15 protein-coding genes are annotated in these 19890 nt (G+C 63.7%); 7 read left to right on the top strand and 8 right to left on the bottom strand.

Going from position 1 to position 19890, the window contains the following annotated elements; translation table 11 throughout:
• Positions 1-33 precede the first annotated feature (33 nt).
• The 4 genes from DOM58_RS07660 to DOM58_RS07645 are packed head-to-tail and all read left to right on the top strand — an operon-like array spanning position 34 to position 4200.
• Entirely contained in the window at positions 34-825 is a 792-nt protein-coding gene (locus DOM58_RS07660) for an SDR family NAD(P)-dependent oxidoreductase (protein WP_110692382.1), read from the top strand.
• Positions 822-2147: an NAD(P)/FAD-dependent oxidoreductase gene (locus tag DOM58_RS07655; RefSeq protein WP_110692381.1), complete on the top strand. Its 1326-nt coding sequence runs from the start codon at positions 822-824 to the stop codon at positions 2145-2147. The genes DOM58_RS07660 and DOM58_RS07655 overlap by 4 nt, the downstream gene beginning before the upstream one ends.
• Entirely contained in the window at positions 2144-2926 is a 783-nt protein-coding gene (locus DOM58_RS07650) for a DUF1365 domain-containing protein (RefSeq protein ID WP_110692380.1), read from the top strand. Before DOM58_RS07655 ends, DOM58_RS07650 begins: the two co-directional genes overlap by 4 nt.
• The gene (locus tag DOM58_RS07645) at positions 2923-4200 is read left to right on the top strand and encodes an SAM-dependent methyltransferase (RefSeq protein WP_110692379.1); all 1278 of its coding nucleotides are present in this window, start codon (positions 2923-2925) and stop codon (positions 4198-4200) included. Before DOM58_RS07650 ends, DOM58_RS07645 begins: the two co-directional genes overlap by 4 nt.
• Positions 4201-4243: 43 nt before the next feature.
• Here the strand turns inward: DOM58_RS07645 and DOM58_RS07640 are convergent, their stop codons facing one another.
• The gene (locus DOM58_RS07640) at positions 4244-6085 is read right to left on the bottom strand and encodes a putative bifunctional diguanylate cyclase/phosphodiesterase (RefSeq protein WP_110692378.1); all 1842 of its coding nucleotides are present in this window, start codon (positions 6083-6085) and stop codon (positions 4244-4246) included.
• Positions 6086-6319: 234 nt separating this feature from the next.
• Here DOM58_RS07640 and fabA point away from each other — a divergent pair, with 234 nt between their 5' ends.
• Both fabA and fabB read left to right on the top strand, forming a co-directional pair.
• The gene (gene fabA / locus DOM58_RS07635) at positions 6320-6835 is read left to right on the top strand and encodes a 3-hydroxyacyl-[acyl-carrier-protein] dehydratase FabA (RefSeq protein WP_075563650.1); all 516 of its coding nucleotides are present in this window, start codon (positions 6320-6322) and stop codon (positions 6833-6835) included.
• A 13-nt stretch (positions 6836-6848) separates the two neighbouring features.
• Complete coding sequence (gene fabB / locus DOM58_RS07630; protein WP_110692377.1) at positions 6849-8066, top strand: beta-ketoacyl-ACP synthase I; 1218 nt, start codon at positions 6849-6851, stop codon at positions 8064-8066.
• A gap of 87 nt (positions 8067-8153) precedes the next feature.
• Here the strand turns inward: fabB and DOM58_RS07625 are convergent, their stop codons facing one another.
• Both DOM58_RS07625 and DOM58_RS07620 read right to left on the bottom strand, forming a co-directional pair.
• Entirely contained in the window at positions 8154-8912 is a 759-nt protein-coding gene (locus DOM58_RS07625) for a lysophospholipid acyltransferase family protein (protein WP_075563652.1), read from the bottom strand.
• Positions 8909-9811 carry a sugar nucleotide-binding protein gene (locus tag DOM58_RS07620; protein WP_245392193.1) on the bottom strand — a complete coding sequence of 301 codons (903 nt, stop codon included), beginning with the start codon at positions 9809-9811 and terminating at the stop codon, positions 8909-8911. Before DOM58_RS07620 ends, DOM58_RS07625 begins: the two co-directional genes overlap by 4 nt.
• A gap of 202 nt (positions 9812-10013) precedes the next feature.
• On the opposite strand from DOM58_RS07620, the gene DOM58_RS07615 reads away from it, so the two are divergent.
• A complete protein-coding gene (locus tag DOM58_RS07615) occupies positions 10014-10895 on the top strand; it encodes an SMP-30/gluconolactonase/LRE family protein (RefSeq protein ID WP_110692375.1) in 882 nt (293 codons plus the stop codon).
• A gap of 10 nt (positions 10896-10905) precedes the next feature.
• On the opposite strand, the gene DOM58_RS07610 is transcribed toward DOM58_RS07615, so the two are convergent.
• The 5 genes from DOM58_RS07610 to pgaA form a co-directional block, all read right to left on the bottom strand.
• The gene (locus DOM58_RS07610) at positions 10906-13071 is read right to left on the bottom strand and encodes an OPT family oligopeptide transporter (RefSeq protein ID WP_110692374.1); all 2166 of its coding nucleotides are present in this window, start codon (positions 13069-13071) and stop codon (positions 10906-10908) included.
• 260 nt (positions 13072-13331) lie between these two features.
• Positions 13332-13829: a poly-beta-1,6-N-acetyl-D-glucosamine biosynthesis protein PgaD gene (gene pgaD / locus DOM58_RS07605; protein ID WP_110692373.1), complete on the bottom strand. Its 498-nt coding sequence runs from the start codon at positions 13827-13829 to the stop codon at positions 13332-13334.
• Between the two features lie 14 nt (positions 13830-13843).
• Complete coding sequence (gene pgaC / locus DOM58_RS07600) at positions 13844-15130, bottom strand: poly-beta-1,6-N-acetyl-D-glucosamine synthase (RefSeq protein WP_075563657.1); 1287 nt, start codon at positions 15128-15130, stop codon at positions 13844-13846.
• A complete protein-coding gene (gene pgaB / locus DOM58_RS07595; protein ID WP_110692372.1) occupies positions 15127-17343 on the bottom strand; it encodes a poly-beta-1,6-N-acetyl-D-glucosamine N-deacetylase PgaB in 2217 nt (738 codons plus the stop codon). The genes pgaC and pgaB overlap by 4 nt, the downstream gene beginning before the upstream one ends.
• Positions 17343-19373: a poly-beta-1,6 N-acetyl-D-glucosamine export porin PgaA gene (pgaA, locus tag DOM58_RS07590; RefSeq protein ID WP_157957511.1), complete on the bottom strand. Its 2031-nt coding sequence runs from the start codon at positions 19371-19373 to the stop codon at positions 17343-17345. Before pgaA ends, pgaB begins: the two co-directional genes overlap by 1 nt.
• Positions 19374-19890 lie beyond the last annotated feature (517 nt).

The raw sequence follows: 19890 nt of genomic DNA, 5'->3' as shown, positions 1-19890 counted from the left end.
GTCGTCGCGTTTTCCAAGGGAAGAGGATCAATCATGGCGAGTCTATCGGGATCCCGGCGTATCTGGCTGACGGGAGCGACATCGGGTATCGGCGAAGCACTGGCCAAGCGTCTGCTGGCCGATGGACACCAGGTCGCCCTGACGGCGCGCCGAGAGGAGGCCTTGCAGGCGCTGGCGGCCGGTCATGACAATGCGCTGGTCGTACCGGCCGATCTTACCGATCGCGATGCCACCCGCCGCGCCGGCAACGCCATCGACAACGCTTTCGGCGGTCTCGATATCGCGCTGCTCAACGCCGGCACCTGCGAGTACCTGGATATCGATCACTTCGATGTCGATCTGGTCGAGCGGGTGTTTTCGACCAACTTCCGGGGAACGCTCCACGCCATCGAGGCGGCACTGCCCCTGCTGCGCCAGTCCAGGGATCGAGAGCATCGCCCGCTGCTGGCGGGCGTCTCGAGCGCAGCCGCCTACCTGCCGTTGCCGCGAGCGGAGGCGTACGGAGCCTCCAAGGCCGCTATCTCGCATTTTCTGGAATCGCTGCGGCTCGATCTGGCCGCCGAGTCGATCGATGTCAGCGTGATCCATCCGGGCTTCGTCAAGACCCCTCTGACGGCGCGCAACGATTTCGCGATGCCGATGCAGATCGACGCCGACCAGGCCGCCAGCTACATCATCGATGGCCTCGAGCGGCGCCGACTCGACATCCATTTCCCCCGCCGGTTTACCTTTCTGGTCAAGGCGCTGGGCATTCTGCCGCCAGCTCTGCGCCGGCGCTTCGGACTGCGTATCGCCAACCGGGATCGCGCCGGAGCCTCGTCATGACACCGCCGGCTCAGCGAATCGCGGTGATCGGCGGCGGCATCGCCGGGATGACCGCAGCGCACATGCTGTCTCGTCGACACACGGTGTCCCTGTTCGAGGCAGACTCACGCCTGGGTGGTCATACGGCAACCATCGATGTCGACACCGGGACCGAGCAGCTCGCGATCGACACCGGCTTCATCGTCTACAACGATCGTACCTATCCGCATTTCGAGGCGCTGATGGCGTCGCTGGGGATAACGGGCCAGGCGACCGAGATGAGCTTTTCGGTTCACGAGACCGGCCGCGACTTCGAGTACAACGGCCATACGCTAGCCAGTCTGTTTGCCCAGCGTAGCAACCTGTTGCGCCCGCGCTTCTATCGCCTGCTCAACGACATCATGCGTTTCAACCGGCGCGCCATCCGCGATCATCGATCCGATGCCCTACCGGCGTCACTGTCGCTGGGCGATTACCTGGCCAGCGGCGGCTACGGCGAGGATTTCCATCGTCGCTATCTGCTACCCATGGGCGGGGCGATCTGGTCCGCCAGCGAAGCCGCCATGAACGATTTCCCGGCGCGGTTCTTCGTCCGCTTCTTTCATCATCATGGCCTGCTGTCGCTGAGCGATCGTCCGCAATGGCGCACCATCGAGGGCGGCTCCCGCAGCTATATCGACCCGCTAGTCGCGCCTTACCGTGAGCGCGTTCATCTCGGCACACCGGTCGTCGGCCTTCGCCGTGATGGCGCTGGCGTGGCACTCACAACGGCTGCCGGGGAACAGCGGTTCGATCAGGTGGTGTTCGCCTGCCACAGCGACCAGGCCCTGCGCATCCTCGGAACGCAGGCCAGCGATGACGAGCGAAGCGTGCTGGGGTCGATCGGCTATCGGCGCAACAGCGTGGTACTGCATACCGACACTCGCATGCTGCCGAGAAGACGGCGCGCCTGGGCCAGCTGGAACTATCGTCTCGACGGCCGCGACGCCGACGCCTGCGTACCGGTTACCTACAACATGAACATTCTCCAGCAGCTTGAAAGCGACACCACCTTCTGCGTGACGCTCAACGATGATGACAGCATCGACCCCGGCCGCGTGCTGGGACGATTCGAATACGCGCATCCCCAGTTCACCTTTGCCGCGCAGCAGGCGCAGGCTCGCCACGCCGAAATATCCGACAGCGCCCGGCGCACCCACTTCTGCGGCGCCTACTGGCGCAATGGCTTTCATGAAGACGGCGTGTGGAGCGCGCTGCGCGTGGCCGGCGCCATCGACGGCAGCCAGCCGCAGGCGGCGGCTAACCCATCGGAGACGGCCGAGCTCCAGGACGAAACGGCATGAGCGATTCCTGCCTCCATAGCCGGCTCGCCGTGGGCCACCTGCGTCATCGCCGCTATCTGCCGCGCTGGCACGCCTTCGACTATCGCGTGTGGATGCTGTGGCTGGATCTCGATGAGCTGCCGGCGCTACTGGAGCGGACGCCGGGCTTCGGCACCCGCCGCGGCGCCCTGGCCCGCTACCGCCGCGAGGACTATCTGACGCCCCACGAGCTGCCGCTGGCCGACGCCGTGCGTGCGCGCCTGACGGAGGAGCTGGGCAGCGCGCCGGACGGGCCGGTTCGGATGCTGAGCCAGATCCGGCTGTTCGGGATACTGTTCAACCCGTTGACGCTCTATTACGCCTACGATCGAAAGGACAGGCTGCAGGCCGTACTGGCCGAAGTCACCAACACGCCATGGCGCGAGCGTCAGGTCTATGCCTGCCGGGTCGATCCCGAACGGCACTCCCAACGGGCAGCCTTCGACAAGCGTCTGCATGTGTCGCCGTTCAATCCGATGGAGATGCGCTATCACTGGCGATTCAATACGCCGCGTTTTCACACCCCGGACGGTCAGTTGATGATGCACATGGAGACGTGGCACGAGGACGCCCGTCACTTCGATGCCACGCTGACCCTGACGCTCAAGCCGGCGACTCGCGCCGCGCTGATGGCAGAGCTGATCAAGCATCCCGCCATGACGCTCAAGACCATCGTCACCATTCACTGGCAAGCGCTCAGACTCTGGCTCAAGCGCACCCCGATTCACGACCACCCAGAACGGGAGACGCCCTCATCATGACAGCCGCCCGCTCTTCGGCCACTCGAGGGCCCCTGGAATCGCCACGCCTGTCGCGCTGGCTTCGCCCCCGCCTGATCAAGGCACTCGACGCCCTGGAAGGCGGCCGCCTGACACTGCGCGAGGGAAACCAGGTCCTCGAGCTGGGACAGCCGATGCCCGATGCGCCGCCGATTCATGTCGAACTCACCGTCCATGATACCGACATGTGGCGCCGCCTGGCCTTCGGCGGCACCGTGGGCGTTGCCGAGGCCTACATGGATGGTGCCTGGGAAGTCGACGATCTGGTCGGGCTGATTCGTCTCTTCGCGCGCAACGTCGAACGGGTCAACGACCGCATGGAAAACGGCACCGCCCGGCTCAGCCGCTGGGGGCTGGCCGCCCTCTACACGCTACAGCGCAACACCGCGCAGCGTTCGAAACGCCACATCGCCGCGCACTATGATCTGGGCAACGAGCTGTTCGCCACGTTTCTGGATCGCCGACACTGGATGTATTCGAGCGCGGTGTTTCCCCACGCCGAGGCCACGCTGGAAGAAGCCTCGACGCACAAGCTCGACATCATTCTCGACAAGCTCGCGCTGGAACCGCATCACCATTTGCTGGAGATCGGTACCGGCTGGGGAGGACTGGCGATTCATGCCGCGAGGACTCGAGGTTGCCGCGTGACCACCACGACCATCTCGGAAGAGCAGTACGCCTACACCGCGGCCCGTGTGCGCGAAGCCGGGCTCGAGGATCGCATCACGCTACTCAGGGACGATTACCGCAATCTCGAAGGCCGTTTCGATCGGCTGGTGTCGATCGAGATGGTCGAGGCGGTTGGCCATCAGTATCTGGGCACCTATCTGGGCTGCGTCGATCGATTACTAACGCCCGATGGCCTGGCACTGCTTCAGTGCATCACCATTCGCGATCAGCGCTTCGAAGCGGCCAAACGCGAGATGGATTTCATCAAACGCTACATCTTCCCCGGCGGCTTTCTGCCTTCCCATACCGCGCTGCTCACCGGGCTGAGTCGACATACCCAGCTCAATCTGCTCGATCTCGACGAAATCGGTCTGCACTATGCGCGCACGCTGCGCGAATGGCGTCTGCGTTTCGAAGCCAGTCTCGATCAGGTGCGAGAGCTTGGCTACGATGAACGTTTCATTCGTATGTGGCGCTACTACCTCTGCTACTGCGAGGGCGCCTTTCTGGAACGCGCGATCGGCACCTGCCATCTGTTGCTGGCCAAGCCCGGTGCTCGCCCCGCGCCCCTGATCGGCAGCGTGTGATCGCGGCTCACGCGCGAGATCGCTTCTGGTTGCGATTGCGCGGTCAGGAGTGCGAGTAGACGCTCTCCACCGCCTGTCGCAGCCGTGTCTCCACTTCACCGGCCGGCTCCGGCCGGGCATAAAGGTAGCCCTGTACGTGGCGACACCCTCTCGCCAGCAGGAAGTCGCGTTGCTCGATGGTCTCTACGCCTTCGGCGATGACATCCAGATGCAGACCCTGTGCCATCGCCAGCACCGCGGAAGTGATCGCCGCATCGGCGGGGTCGTGCGGCAGGGCACGAATGAATTCCCGATCGAGCTTGAGCTTGTCGATCGGCAGACGCTTGAGATAGGCCATCGACGAGTAACCGGTACCGAAATCGTCGATCGCTATCTGCATCCCCCTGCTCCGCAGGGATTCCAGTCGCGGAGAGATATCGCCGGCGCGCTCGTCGAGCAGCACCGATTCGGTCAACTCCAGACCCAGCAGCCGCGTCGGCACCCGGTACTGATTCAGTGTCGAGATCAGGTGAGATTCCAGATCGCCCTGAATCAGCTGCAGCGCCGAGAGATTGACCCAGATGGGTAGCACGTCGAGCCCCTGGCCTCGCCAGGCTGCCAACTGCGCCACGGCCTGGTCGATGACCCAGCTCCCCAGCGCCGACATCAATCCATGGCGTTCCGCCAACGGGATGAATTCGCTGGGCGGAATCATGCCATGCTCGGGATGATGCCAGCGCAGCAGGGCTTCCATCCCCACCATGCCGCCGTCGTCGAGACGATGCTGGGTCTGATAATAGACTTCCAACTGCGAGCCCTGAGCCAGAGCCTGGCGTAGATCGTTGAGAATAATCAGTTGGCGGTCGGTGTCGATATCCAGCGAGGGCCGGAAGCGCCGATCGTGATTCCGACCGTGACGTTTGGCGCTGTAGAGCGCCGATTCCAGTCGCTGAAACAGCACGTTGGGATCACTGCCATCCTCGGGTGCCCGGCAGCTGCCGATGGTCAGACCCAGTCGTAGCGAGCTTTCATCGATCTCGAAGGGTTCGCTCAGGTGTTCGCGCAGGCTGGCTACCCACTTTTCATGATCGTCGAATGTGGTGGTGCGAATGACCAGAAATTCATCGCCGCCCAGGCGCCCGACGATGCCACCGGCCACCTGCGCGGCCAGACGCTGGCCGAATCGGGACAGCAGGCGATCTCCGCTGTCGACACCCAAACTGTCATTGATCGACTTGAAAGCATCGATGTCGATCAGCGCCAGATCCAGGCCTTCCCCGGCGCGCAGATGGCGCAGCCGCGAGGCCAGCAGATCGTGCAGCCTTCGCCGGTTGGGCAGGCCGGTCAACGGATCCTCGAAACCGATACGGCGCAGATCCTGCTCGCGCGCCTTGTGCCGGCTGATATCGGTGAATATGCCGACATAATGGGAGACCCGGCCCTTGCCGTCGTGACACGCCTGGATTCGCACCCATTCCGGATACTGGTCGCCGTGCTTGCGCTGGTTCCAGATTTCGCCTTCCCAGTGTCCGGTGGTCTTCAGCGACTGCCAGTAGCGATCATAGAAAGTCTTGTCATGGCGACCGGCGGAGAGCGAGGACGGGTCGAGCCCTCGAATCTCGTCGAGGGTATAGCCGGTGATCTGTGTGAAGGCGGGATTGATGGTGACGATGCGATTGTCGGCGTTGGTAATCATCACGCCGTCCTGAGAGAGCTCGAGAGCCTGCTCGCTCAGGCGACGACGTTGATGTTCGCGTCGGATCTGGCGCCAGCCATCGGCCACGCCAATGGTCACGAGCGCCAGCGCCGCCATTCGAAGAGGCAGCAACGGCAGTACGCTAGCGGCAGCCAGTGCCGCTACTGCCAACCAGATCAGCGGTCGATTCAGCGTAAAGTAAGGCCACATAGCTCGTCGTTTATCGTCGTTATGGTTAGCCCGGCGGCTATCGCGGAGATCCCTGTCCCGTTCGGGCATCATGCCCCGGCGGCATTCGCCAGAGCAAGCGTGATACCGATCATTGCGCCCTGCGCTTCACGCGACTAGGCTGCAGCCGACGTGCAATCAGTGCCCGCAGCCATTAGACTGGCCGCGCCTCGGAATCCTCGAGGTAAACTCTTTTTCGATTCTCGGAATGCGCCAGTGACCAGACAGCACTCTTTCAGCCAAGACGATCTGCTGAAATGCAGCCGGGGGGAACTGTTCGGCCCCGGCAACGCCCAGTTGCCCGCTCCCAACATGCTGATGCTCGATCGCATCACGCGGATCAATGAGGATGGTGGCAAATACCACAAGGGCGAGATCATCGCCGAACTGGATATCCACCCCGACCTGTGGTTCTTCCAGTGCCATTTCCCGGGCGATCCAGTCATGCCCGGATGCCTGGGCCTGGATGCCATGTGGCAGTTGGTGGGCTTCCATCTCGGCTGGCTCGGCAATCCCGGCCGCGGACGCGCGCTGGGCTGCGGCGAGGTCAAGTTTTCCGGGCAGATTCTGCCAACCGCCGGCCAGGTTTCGTATCACATCCAGATCAAGCGCGTGATCACTCGTAGCCTCGTGCTGGGCATCGCCGACGGCACGCTATCGGTCGACGGCCAGGATATCTACCAGGCCAATGATCTGCGTGTGGGTCTGTTCACCAATACTGAGAAATTCTGAGCGGGAGGCTTCCATGAAACGAGTGGTAGTCACCGGCCTGGGTATCGTTTCCTGCCTGGGCAACGACGCCCAACAGGTCCTCGATTCCCTGCGCCAGGGGCGCTCCGGTATCCGTTTCAAACCGGAATATGCCGAACTCGGCTTTCGTAGTCAGGTCGCAGGCGTGGTCGACATCGATATCGAAGCGCTGGTCGATCGCAAGCAGCTGCGCTTCATGGGCGATGCGGCAGCCTACGCCTACATCGCCATGCAGCAGGCTATCGACGACGCCGGGCTGGAGGCCAACGACGTCTCCAATCCGCGCACCGGTCTGATCGCCGGCTCCGGCGGCGCTTCCAGCGCCAATCAGGTCGAAGCCGCGGACGTGATGCGCGAGAAAGGCCTGCGTCGCGTCGGCCCTTACCGGGTCACCCGGACCATGGGCAGCACGGTATCGGCCTGCCTGGCAACGCCGTTCAAGATCAAGGGTATCAACTACTCCATCTCTTCCGCCTGCGCCACTTCGGCCCATTGCATCGGCAGCGCCGTCGAGCAGATCCAGCTCGGCAAGCAGGATGTGGTGTTCGCCGGCGGCGGCGAGGAAGAGCATTGGACGCTGTCGTGCCTGTTCGACGCAATGGGAGCGCTGACCACCCACTACAACGACACCCCGGAAAAGGCCTCGCGGCCCTATGACGTGGATCGCGACGGTTTCATCATCGCCGGCGGTGGCGGGATGCTGGTGGTCGAAGAGCTCGAACACGCCAAGGCCCGCGGCGCCAAGATCTATGCCGAGATCACCGGCTACGGTGCCACGTCCGACGGCCATGACATGGTCGCGCCCTCCGGCGAAGGGGCGGCACGCTGCATGCGTCAGGCGCTGGCCGGACTGGAAGGCAAGGTCGACTACGTCAACACCCACGGCACCTCGACGCCGGTGGGCGATGTCGCCGAGCTCAAGGCGATTCGCGAAGTGTTCGGCGACAGCACGCCGGCGATGAGTTCGACCAAGTCGCTGACCGGTCACTCGCTGGGCGCTACCGGCGTGCAGGAGGCGGTCTACTCGCTGTTGATGATGCAGAACCGGTTCATCTGCGCCTCGGCCAATATCGACACGCTCGACGAGCAGGCCAACGGTTTCGATATCGTTCGCCAACGTCGCGATGATGTCGATGTTCGGCGTGTGCTGTCCAACAGCTTCGGTTTTGGCGGTACCAACGCTTGTCTGGTGCTGGATCGTTTCGAGAGCTGAGCCCGAGCGATCATCGTCACCAACGCAAAGGCGCCCCGCGGGGCGCCTTTTTCATGACTATCTCATACCGATCGCGCCCTTCATCGCTCAGGAGGGAAGCTCTGCCGGCGGGGCTTTTTCCGGCAGCGGCGGACGCGGGACTTCGGAGATCTCGTCCAGCGTACGCTCGATCCAGGCCTCCATCTCGGCCATCACCTCCTCAGGCCGGCGCCCCACGGTAGCGATCGGCTCTCCCACGACCACATTGAGCACGCCGGGCTGCTTGACCCAGTGGCGCCCCCAGCGCTCGCCGGCATTGTGGGCGACAGGCAGCACCGGCACACCCGTCCGACACGCGATCACCGCGCCGCTCTTGTTGAAGCGACGGCGCTCTCCCGGCGGCACGCGCGTACCCTCTGGGAAGATCAGTACCGACAGCCCCTCCTCCAGACGCTGTCTGCCGTGGGAAAGGACCTGACGCATCGCGGCCGAAGGCCTCGAACGGTCCAGCGGAATCGGTTTCAGCAGGCGCACGCCCCAGCCGAACAGCGGGATGCTGAGCAGCTCCTTCTTGAGCACGGTACAGATCGGCGTCTTCAGCAACTGCAGGTAGACGGTCTCCCACTCGCTCTGATGGTTGGCCAGTACCACGCACGGCCCCTCGGGCACTCTTTCGCGGCCCTGCACGTGGTAGCGGACGCCGCAGGTCAGCGACAGCCAGCTGACGATAAACCGGTTATGCCAATTGAACAGCTGGAATCGTGAACGCACCGGCAGCGCGAAACCGATCGGCAGCATCAACAGGCCGGAAACCAGAATCGCCAGAAAATAACCGATGTAAAAGATCAAACTGCGAAAGACTTTCATGCGCGGGCCGTTTCTCCCCTGCTAGTGCCTGGACTGCCATTATCGGCCTCTTCCCGATCGGGATAGTGCTGCTGACACCAGGCATCCAGCATCAGGCCCAGCTCTACCCGCCAGGACTTCTGGTGTATCCCGAAGACATCGAGCAGCCGGCGACAATCGAGCACTCGCCGCAACGGCGTATCGTGGTGCTGATTGAGCGCCTGCAATTCGCCAAGTGTCATGGACACGCCCACCCCCTCGAGGCGCGTCTCGAGCTGGGTCCGGACCACGGAGCAGTAGGTGAAGACGCTGACCGGTTCGGTGCCGCAGAGATGGTAGGTCCCCCAGGCTCCGGCGCCACTGGCGAGCTGCAGCAGCATCCCCGTCAGCGCCCGCGCCACGGCCGTGACCGAGGTCGGGCACAGCACCAGATCCTGAGGCGCGCGCACCGTTTCACCGTGCATCAATGCCGTCACCAGGTCACTCAACCAGGCATCGTCGCCTTCACTGCCGAACAGCGGACCCAGACGCAGTATCAGGTGCTGCGGGTATCGGCGCACGCCCTCACCGACGGCAACGAGACGCCGCATCGCGGTGTCGCGCGGCCGCGGCACGACTGCCTCGTCGATCGGCCCTTCCGCGCCATCCTCGTAGACCGCGTCCGAGACGCACCAGACCAGCGGAATTCGTAACGTCTGACACGCCTCGAGCAGCGCCTCGACCCGATTGGCGTGCGTATACACCACCGCCGGCTCGCAGCGGCCGGGGTCCGCCAGCGGCGGCACGATCACCACCTCCGGCTTGATTGACGCCAGCACCTCGACATCGACCGCCTCGGGCGCCGACACATAGGCGATATCACTGCGCTGCGCCGCGGTGTCGCGCAGCGCCAGATTCAGGCAGTGCTCCGCTTGCAACACCAGACACTTCACGATGGCACCTCGACACGCCTCATCGCTCTTGGATCCTTGCTCGTTTCAACAATCCTGTTTCCTTCATCGACACCGCCACTATGCTAACGAAGGCGGTGACAACGGCCTCAATGAACATCACAGTATCAATCCTGAGAGAGACGGATACCAACACCAACCGACACTTCACTAGTCCCGGGAGAGAACCCTCATGCACAAGGACGAAACGGTGGTCTGGAAGATCGGCGCCGAACTCGGCGAGGGCCCCATCTGGTCCGACAGCCTTCGCGCGCTGCTGTTCGTCGACATCCGCCAGGCCAGACTGCACGCCTACTATCCCGACGGCGACCAACGCCAGAGCTGGGATCTCGACGAGGCCTGCTGCTGGCTGCTACCGCGGGAGGGCGGTGGCTTCGTCGCCGGCCTGCTTTCCGGCGTGGTCGAACTCGAACTCGACGACAACGGCCTGCGTATCGGCAAACGCCTGACGCCGATCGAATGGCTGCCGGCCGGCGACCGCCTCAACGACGCCGGAAGCGATAGTCACGGCCGGCTGTGGTTCGGCTCCATGGACGACGCCGAGGCCGAGGTGCGTGGTCACCTGTTCCGCCTCGATAGCCGCGGCCTGATCGAGATGGACAGCGAATACCATGTCACCAACGGCCCCGCCATCAGTCCCGACGGTGGCACACTTTATCATAACGACAGCGCACGCCAGATCGTGTTCGCTTTCGATCTCGATGACGACGGCGAACTGACGAATCGGCGCGAGCACATTCGACTGGCGCCAGGCGCCGGCTATCCGGACGGCATGACCTGCGATCGCGAAGGGGGACTGTGGATCGCGCTATGGGACGGCGGCCGCATCGCGCGCTATCACGCCGATGGCTCGCTCGACCGGGAGGTCGAGTTGCCCGTGTCCCGCCCCACGTCCTGCACCTTTGGCGGCGGGACACTCGAACGCCTGTTCGTCACTTCGGCCGCCACCGGCTGCTCCGACGAACCGCTGGCGGGCGCGCTGTTCGAGATCGACGTCGAGATCGGCGGCATCGCCACCACGCCGGTGATCCTGCCCAATGATTCGACGCTCTGAGCCCGCGGTATTATCCGGTTCTGGGCGATGCCAGCACGCGTCGATAGAAACCGACGCAGACGGCGATGAACACCACCAGCCCCAACCACTGAGCGGTGCCGGCGAAATCGTCGCCGACCAGCGCCAACGGCGCCGGCGCTCCGCTCAGACCAATGACGCCGGCCAGCATCACGCCGACCAGGCTCTCGCCGACGATCAGCCCCGAGGCGAGCAGGACTCCGCGGCGGCGCGGCAGCTCCGAGGCGCGCTCGACATCGTCGCCTCGCGCCAGCGCGCGGGCTCGCAGGCGGCGGTCGATCAGCCAGCCGAGTACGGCGCCGATCACCAGCGGCATGTTGATGCTCGGCGGCAGATAGATGCCGATCCCCACCGCCAGCACTGGCAACCGGGCGCTACCGCCCCGCTTGCGTAACCACTCGTCGACGCCGATCAATGCGGCACCGATCGCCACACCGATGATGATCATCGTCCATTCGAGATCGTGGGAAAACACGCCGCGCACGATGGCCGTCATCAGCGACGCCTGCGGTGCCGCCAATGCCTGGCCGGGATCCATTCCCTCGCGCGGCATCGCGCCGACGAAGCCGTAAGCGTTGTAGAGCAGCGACAGTACCGGCGGAATCACCATGGCACCGATCAGACAGCCGATGATCAATGCCACCTGCTGACGCCAGGGCGTGGCGCCGACCAGATAACCCGTCTTGAGATCCTGCAGATTGTCATTGGAGATCGCCGCCACGGCGAGAATGACCGAGGTCACGAACAGCGCCAGCGCCGTGGGAAGCATGCGGGCGACTTCGGGATCCAAGGCGTCGAAGGCATCGCTGACAGCGGTGAAGCCGAGCAGCAACAGCGACACCAGGATGACCGCGACGATGCCGATGCCCGAAATCGGGCTGCTCGACGATCCGACCAACCCGGCCATGTAACCGCAGGCCGCGGCGATCAGAAAGCCGAACACGCCGGCGAAGATCACGCTGCCCAGCGTCAATGCCCAGAATGCGCCACCGCCCAGCTGCGGCGCGGCCTGATGCAGAAAGATCGCGAAGACGCCGGTCAATAGCACCAGCAGCACGCCGGTCAATGCCAGAATGATGCCTGCCGGCAGATCGCGGTCGGTACGCGGCTGCTCACGGAAGGCGCCGTGATCTCCACGCATCGCGCCGAGCGAGGTGCGAATGCCGACCAGCATCGGCTTGAACAGCGTCGCCAGGGTCCAGACCGCGGCGATACCGATGGTGCCGGCACCGATGAAACGAACCTTATCCGACCACAGTGCCATGCCGGCGTCGGCCAGTGACTGCCCCGCTTCCAACGGCGTGATGCTGGTCAGCCACGGTACCGCGATGCCCCAGGCGATCAGCGTGCCGATCAACATCGCCATGCCGCCGACGATGCCTACGAGATAGCCGGCGCCGATCAGCGCCAGCGAAAAGCCGGTGGAAAGCTGAAAGGCCGCTCGGCCGGCCGAGAACCATACGCTGACGCTCTCTCCCAGCACGCGCAGGCCACCGCTGGCGATCGAAAACGCCGCCGCGACGACGCCCCCCAATAGAATCTCTCTGGCACCGGGTTCGCCAGCGGTCTGGCTCTCGTCCTGGCGCGTCCGGCTTGGGTCCGCGCTCGCCTGCTGCGGGCTTGTAACGACCGGGCCTGCGACGACAGCGCTTTCGTCATCCGAGCGTTGATCGACGGATTCTTGTTCAGCCGACGCACGGGAACTGCGGCTGCCCACCTCGAGGATTTCCGCGGCTGCGATGCCTTCGGGATAGGGAAGATCGCTCTGCACCACCATCACCCGGCGGAGCGGAATGGTGTAGAGCACCCCGAGAATGCCGCCGATGGCGCAGATCGCTGTCGTCTGCCAGAACGGGAAGCCCTGCCAGTAGCCGATCATCAGCAGTCCCGGCAGCACGAAGATGATCGCCGAGAGCGTCCCCGCCGCCGACGCCTGAGTCTGGACCATGTTGTTCTCGAGCTTGTTGGCCCCTTTCATGCGACGTAGAACGGCCATCGAAATGACTGCGGCCGGAATCGCCGAGGCAAAGGTCAAGCCGACCTTGAGCCCTAGATAGACGTTGGAGGCGGTGAACAACAGCGTGATGACGGCACCGAGAATGACGCCCCGCAGCGTCAGCTCGGGCAGGCGTGCTTCATCGGGAATGCGTTGTGACATGGAAACACTCTGGCGTAAAAGGGCTGATGTAAAAGGGCTGACGTAAAGGGAGTAGACGTAAAGGGAGCTGACATACAGGAACTGACATAAAGGGATTGGCGCATGGGCGGCGAAAAAAGCAGCGCGCCTTCACCGGGGAGAGCGAAGGCGCGAAGCATCGCATTTTCTGCACGCGCAAATCATTAGATGCCTATCGAGAGCGCTATTCTAGAATCCGCGAGCGCTCTCGTCGAGGCACGGCGCAGCGGGCGTGCCTTACGTCATGCCGGGCGAGCGCCTTCGCCCTCGGAAGTCCCGACGATGTTGCCCTGCGCATCGTGCCGGAGCGTCATGTGACGGGAGCGCTGCAGCTCGGCGACCTGGTCCGAGCTCACGCCGAAGGAGAGCGCCAGTCGTTCGGAAGTCACCGGTAAAGCCGGCCGGCGACGATCGGCATGGCGAAATCGACGGTAGTTGTAGAACGCCCAGATCAACAGCGCAGCCCCCGCCAGGGCGATGGTGACCGCGTAGATCGTCAGCGAGGACCAGCTATGACCATGGTTGTTGATAACGTAGGCGTCGAACCGATGCCCGCCGAAGATCCAGCTGGCGATCGTGGCCAGAGGCAGGAACAGATAGAGCCACAGCAGCCAGCCGATAGCCGCCACCAACGCGAATACGCTTCGCTGGCCCCGTGTCTGCAGGTCGGGACGATGAATGATTCGAGGCAGCCTGATGGCGCCCCGCTGCCGATGGATATCGTGATGAGACTCTTGCATGGCGCAAGCTCCTGTCAGGGTTGAATCCCGCGGTCCGGGCTTTTCCAGCGCGCCCGCTGTCGGCGCGAGGCCAGCAGTGTCTTGGGCACGGCGACGACCGCGGTCAACGTCGATAATGTCCAGTAGAGCAACGGATACCAGATCACCCAGAAGTAATGACGCAGGAACCCGGCCCGTTCATAGCGCTGGTCGATGCTGAGGCTGACCAGAAACTGGATCAGACAGGTGGCCCCCAGCAGCAGACCATTCCACTGCGGCAACAGCGTCGCGACATGCCAGCGCGCCGGCAGCGGCACGAACAAGCCGACGCAGAACAGCACGGCGATGGTCAGCATGACGTAGGCCCACACCAGGCTTGTGAGATACTCGAGCGCGACGCCCCAGAAACGCCGCTGGCGCCAGGACAGCAGCCGCCTGCCGTAGCGCAGCATGACTTCGACGCCACCCTGGGCCCAGCGCAGCCGCTGCTGCCACAGCCCTTTCAGGGTTTCCGGCATATAGATGTAGCAGAGCGCTTCAGGCTCGAAACGGATATCCCAGTGGTTGATCTGCAACCGCCACGAGACGTCGATATCCTCGGTCACCATGTCCGAACGCCAGTAACCGATGCTGTCCAGCGCCGCACGATTGAAGCCCGTGATCACGCCGGAGACGGTGAAGATGCGGCCATAGGTGCGCTGAGCCCGTTTGATCAGGCCGATGATCGAGGAGAATTCGCCTACCTGAATCTTGCCCAGCAGCGTCGAGCGGTTGAGAATGCGCGGATTGCCGGTGACCGCGCCGACACGCGGCCCGCCGGTAAGATGCTGCATCATCCAGTAGACCGCGAACGGATGCAGCAGCGCATCGCCGTCGATACACACCAGGTAGTCCGAGGGCGCCGCCAGCGCGCCGGCTCGCAGCGCCACCGCCTTGCCCTGGTTGGTGGCGAAATGAATCACGCGCAGGCGTTCGTACTTGTCCGCCAGACGGTCGAGGATCGGGCCGGTCTCGTCGCTGCTGCCATCGTTGACGGCGATGACATCGAAATCCGGATAGCGTGTGGCCAGCGCATAGCGGATCGTCTGCTCGACCTGCTCCTCTTCGTCGAAGCACGGCACGATGATGCTGACATGAGGCGCCTCCGGCCCCAGCTTCTCGAGCCGCGGGGTCATGTCTCTGCCGCGCTCGCGACGCAGGTAGAACCAGAGCCCGCCGATGATCCACATCCAGGCCATGAATATCGGATAATAGAACGCGAACGCGAACATCGCGTCCCGCCAGTCGATGGACCCGATCCAGGCTTCGATATCGGCAATCATGGCTGGCTCCGGAGGGGGAAGGTCGAGTAGGGAAATTCGTTCAGGCTCATGCCCTCGAACGTCGGCTGAAAGGCCGGTTGGCCGGCGATGAAATCATCCGGATAGTAGGCCAGATTCAGCGCGCCCCGACGTACCAGCTGGTGCATCCACCCCTTGAAGCGCTGTGGCTCGATCCAGCGCTTGCGCGCCCAGTCGTAGGCCTGCAGCTCGAATACCGTCCTCTCGAGCCCGTCAGGGTGGCGCATCACCCGATCGACCAGCGTATCCAGCCAGCGGCTGGCGGTAGCGCCGTCCCGCGCCATGCCCGCCTCATCAAGATAGGGCATCGCCATCAGCGCCACTTCGTCGTAGTTGTCGAGGAACGGCCCCAGCGCCTGGGCGAAACGCGACTCGGCATCGGGGTCGAGCACCACTCGTGGATAGATGTTGCGGGCCACCCGGAAGCGATTGCTGAGATTGACGTATTCCCGTGCGCCGGCGATCGCCTGATGACTGAAATCGATCAGCGCCCGGGTCTTGTCGCGAGCGCTCAGGTCACAGTCAGTGATCGCCCGCTGACTGCCGGGCCAGCGCGCCTCGGGGGCACACGCCTGGGCGTCTTCGTCGGCCGCCAGATAGGCGTCGTCATGGATCAGGATGCCGTTGATACCCGAGGTGTTACGCGCCAGATCGGCATAGATGCCGCGCACGATCGCCAGTGCACCGGGGCGGAACGGGCTCAGCCGTCGATAGTCGCGATCCGCGACCTGACGATCTCCATCGACGCCACGCGTCTGCACGGCCAGCTGCTGCTGGCGCGCGCTGTCCGGCAGGTCGAAGGCGAGCAGCGGCAGCCAGGCGTAGACGTCGACTCCGGCACGGGTCTTGAGCTGCCAGGCGACGCGATTGAACAGATCGGCGCGCATGGGCAGATAATCGTTGGGGAAATAGAGCGCCGACGCGGTGCCGTCGCCATCGGGATCGGCGAAGGCCTGCAGATAGACCGTGCGCACCTGCATCGCCTGGATGCGGTCCAGCAGCGCGCTGAGGTTGGCATTGACCTGCTCGGGGTCGGCATCATAGAGATAGTCGAGATCCACCTGCACGGCGCGCTGAACACGCTTGGGCGGCGCGACGGTCTGGGCGATCTGGGACTCAACGGCAACGGGGTCAGGGTCGTCCATGACCAGGAAGCGACCGAAATCCGGGCCGCTGGAGGGCGTCGACAGGCGCTGATCGCCGAGACTGAACGTGAATCGGTAGCCCGCCTTTCTGGCGATCGTCTCGGTCTTAGCATTGGTCGCGCCGTAAGGCCAGACCAGCGTGCGTGGACGAATACCGGTGTTGTGTTCGATGATGTCGGCGCTACGCACCAGATCGTCATGAACCCGCTGGCGATAGTCGTCGTCACTCTCGTACCCACCGCGGGCATCATCATAGCGCCGCGTCAACGCCGCGGGTTCGACGTTGCCCTGCGGATTGGCCACGATCCCCTTGTGCAGATCGTCGGTGTGCGAGGCGACTTCCACCAGACCCGAGGTCTGCATTTCGCGTACCTGATCCCAGTCGACGAACCCGGCACTGCCGCGCTCGCGGCCGTTGTAGCGCACCTCGTTCGCGGTGTCGCTTTCACCACCAATGACCGCGCCTTCCTGGAGCGGCGAGGCGACCGGATCGGTGTCGTCCGCCGTCACGGTCTCGCCGCGTTCGACGCGTTCGATCCAGCCGGTCTCCACCGCGAACAGGGCCGGGTAGTCGAACGCCTGCAGCAGCGGAAACACTCGGGTGTAGAAGCTTTCCAGGCCGTCGTCGAAGCTCAGCAGCACCGCGTTGTGCGGCAGCGCGCGCTCGCCGTCACGGGCAGCCTTGATGTCGTCCAGCGAGATGGGATGCCAGTCGTTGGCCGTTAGCCAGTCGAATAGCGCCGCCAGCCGTTGGGTATTGATGGCGTAGGGGTCGTGATCCACCGCAGCCTGGGTATCATCGCGTACATCGTGAAAACCCAGCGTCACGAAATGACCGGCAGGGATCTGCAGCGTGGCCGTATTCGGCGCATCCTCACCAGGCTCGTCACGCTGAATACCCGCCGTCCCATCGGACGGGGCTAACTCCGGCGCGCTCGTGGCCGGCGCGCTCGAGGCCGAGTCTTGCGCCATCGCCGCTGGCACCCCGCATCCCGCCAGTGCCGCCGCCAGCAGCGAACGGGCAATGATCGATCGCATCACATGACTCATTACAACACCCCTTCGAAACCGAACTGACCCAACCAACGCTCCTCGCGCTCGCCCTCGTAATCGTGCTGTCCCCAGCCAACGCCGTAGTTGATCGACCAGGTCCGGGTCAGCTGCCAGGTGTGACCGTAGGTGACATCGTAGCCGGGCGCACTGCCGTAACCGGTCTCCCATTCGGACGCTGCTGCCAACGACAGGTTCTGGGTGAGCGAGTGATGGTAGCGCCGCCAGGTGAGCCAATCGTGCTCCAGCGCCAGTCCTACCGCATGCGTGTCCTCGGGGTTGTAGTAGTCGCTGTCGACCTGACTGTTGTGCTCGGCGGAGAGCGAGCCGATCAGCCGTGTCTGGTGGTGCGCGCTGGCCTGAATACGCTGGGTCAGATCGGCGGCGGCATCGCTGCGCAGGTTGCCGTCGCTGATATCGAGCGCCCCTAGCGTAAGCGTGGCTTGGCGGGATTCGTTCTGTCGCCAGGTGACCTGGGCCTGATAAAGACGCCCGTCCAGATCGTCACGCTCGGCGCGCAGCGGCGTTTCAGGAGACTGCGTCTGAGTGCGCAGCTGATACTGCCAGTGATCATCGAGCCACTGCGACCAGCCCAGCTCGAGGCCGAGATCGTCGCTGAAGTGCTCGCCGCTCAGCCCCGCCCACCAGTGTCGACGCAGCCATTGGCGCTCGACGCCGACACCTTCGCGGTCGTGACGCTCGGCGCCCTCTTCGTAATCGCCCCAGCGATAGGAGTGCTCGACATAGGCACGATAACCGCCCTCGCTCCAGGGCGAGTTGAGACGAAGCTGGTACTCGCCATCCTGGCTTCCGTTGACGGCGTTGCCGCCATGAGAGCGGCCCAAACGGCCCTGCCCCTCGACGGAAAAGTGCTGGCGATCCTGCCACTCGAGACGATTGCGCCGGATCGCGCTGTCGGTCGGAAATTGCGCGGCCAGCGGCTCGATGGTGTGTTGCCAGCGTGGGAAGTTCTCGAGGTCCTGGGCGTTTTCGGCAATGTTCAGCCGGGTCGCCTGATCGCTGGGCGCATAGGCAGCCGCCAGCTCGGCGGTCGCCTGGGCCTGTTGGTACCACCCTCTCGATCGCTGGGCGGTGGACAGATCGTTGATCACGTCGGTATTGCGCGGCGCCTGCCGATAGAGACCCCTGGCCTGATTCAAGGCGTCCGCTTCATGATGGCGGTAAGTGGCATCGAGTACCTGCAGACGATCGACCTCGCTACGCTCCCAATTGGGCACCGGCGAGGCTTTCGAATTCGGACGAGAACGCCAGGTCGGCGTGTCGGCATCCATCTGCTGAAGCACGTCGGTTGCGGCGGCGTAGTCTTCACTCTCCACCAGCGCGTAGTAGTACCCGGTGCGCACCGACAGCGGCGCCTGAGGACTGGCGTCGATCACTTCACGATAGAGACGTGCCGCGGTTTCGGGCTGGCGACGCGCCAGGTAGGCATCGGCGACGGGGCTCTTGGCGTAGGTCGGCACGCTGGCCGCGTCACGCTGTAGAGCTTCATAGTCATCGATCACCGCCTCGAAGCGATTCAGCTGGCGCAGCACCACCAGCCGATCGAAGCGCGTCCGCAGGCTGGCCTCGCTAGCCGAAGGAAAACGGACGAGATTGGCATTCAGCGACTCGAGCGATCGCGTCAATTCGACATCGCTCATCGCATAGTAGTGTCGCCGCTCGAGCCGGGTCTGTTCCTGCGTGCCATTGCGGATCGCCACCGTCACCACATCGGCCTCGAAGCGATCCTGCGTGGCCTGCGGCCAATCCGGCTTATACCGCTCGCGCAGTTGCTCGGCGCGGCGATGCGCGCCCAGATTGGCCAGGCTGGAAATCTGGGTCTGGATGGCCTGAGGGTTGTGCGGGGCGTATTCCAAGACACGCTGGGTAAGACGCAGCGCGGTCGCGGGGTGGCCCTGCTGACGCTGGCGCTCGGCGATGCCGGCCAGGTCATCGGCATTGGGCTGCCCGGAAGGCCCGGCACGCACATCATCGCCATAGGCCGACGCTGGCGCGTCAGGCGCCGGCAAACGACCCTCGGGAAACCGTTCGGCCGCCTGAACTGCAGGCGTCAACGACAATAGACAGAGCGCAAGCGGGACATGAAGAAGACAGGCACGAGCTCGACCTGAGCCAGTCCGCGAGTCCATCGAAAAGACACGACCTTCGACAGCCCTCGCGGTCCGACCGCGGAAGCAGGATATTCGCATTACAGGATTGAACCACCGTTATTTCCGTTAACACTCTGTTGCGAGAGCACTCAATTCCTTTGAGTGAGGCTCCGGGAAGCTAGGTCAACTTAGAAGTCAGAACGAGATCTTACAAATTAGTAAACATTGATATATTTACTCGCCAGCATTCATTGAGTGCTCCTGAAAGCGGCTGATCTCTTTGACAGATGACGATCGCTGATCCCGGTTTTCATAGGCCACTATTTTGTATGGCGTTTTTTAATCACCCGCAGAGGAACGAGGGAATCTTCAACCGCGAACGATGCCAGAACGATGCGCAAAATAAAGTGTAGAAACTTTTTGTTACAGAAGCTTG

The organism is Salinicola halophyticus, assembly GCF_003206695.1.
Taxonomy (GTDB): Bacteria; Pseudomonadota; Gammaproteobacteria; order Pseudomonadales; family Halomonadaceae; genus Salinicola; species Salinicola halophyticus.
Note: the sequence above shows the minus strand (reverse complement) of the source record. Positions and strands in the feature narration are given on the sequence as shown.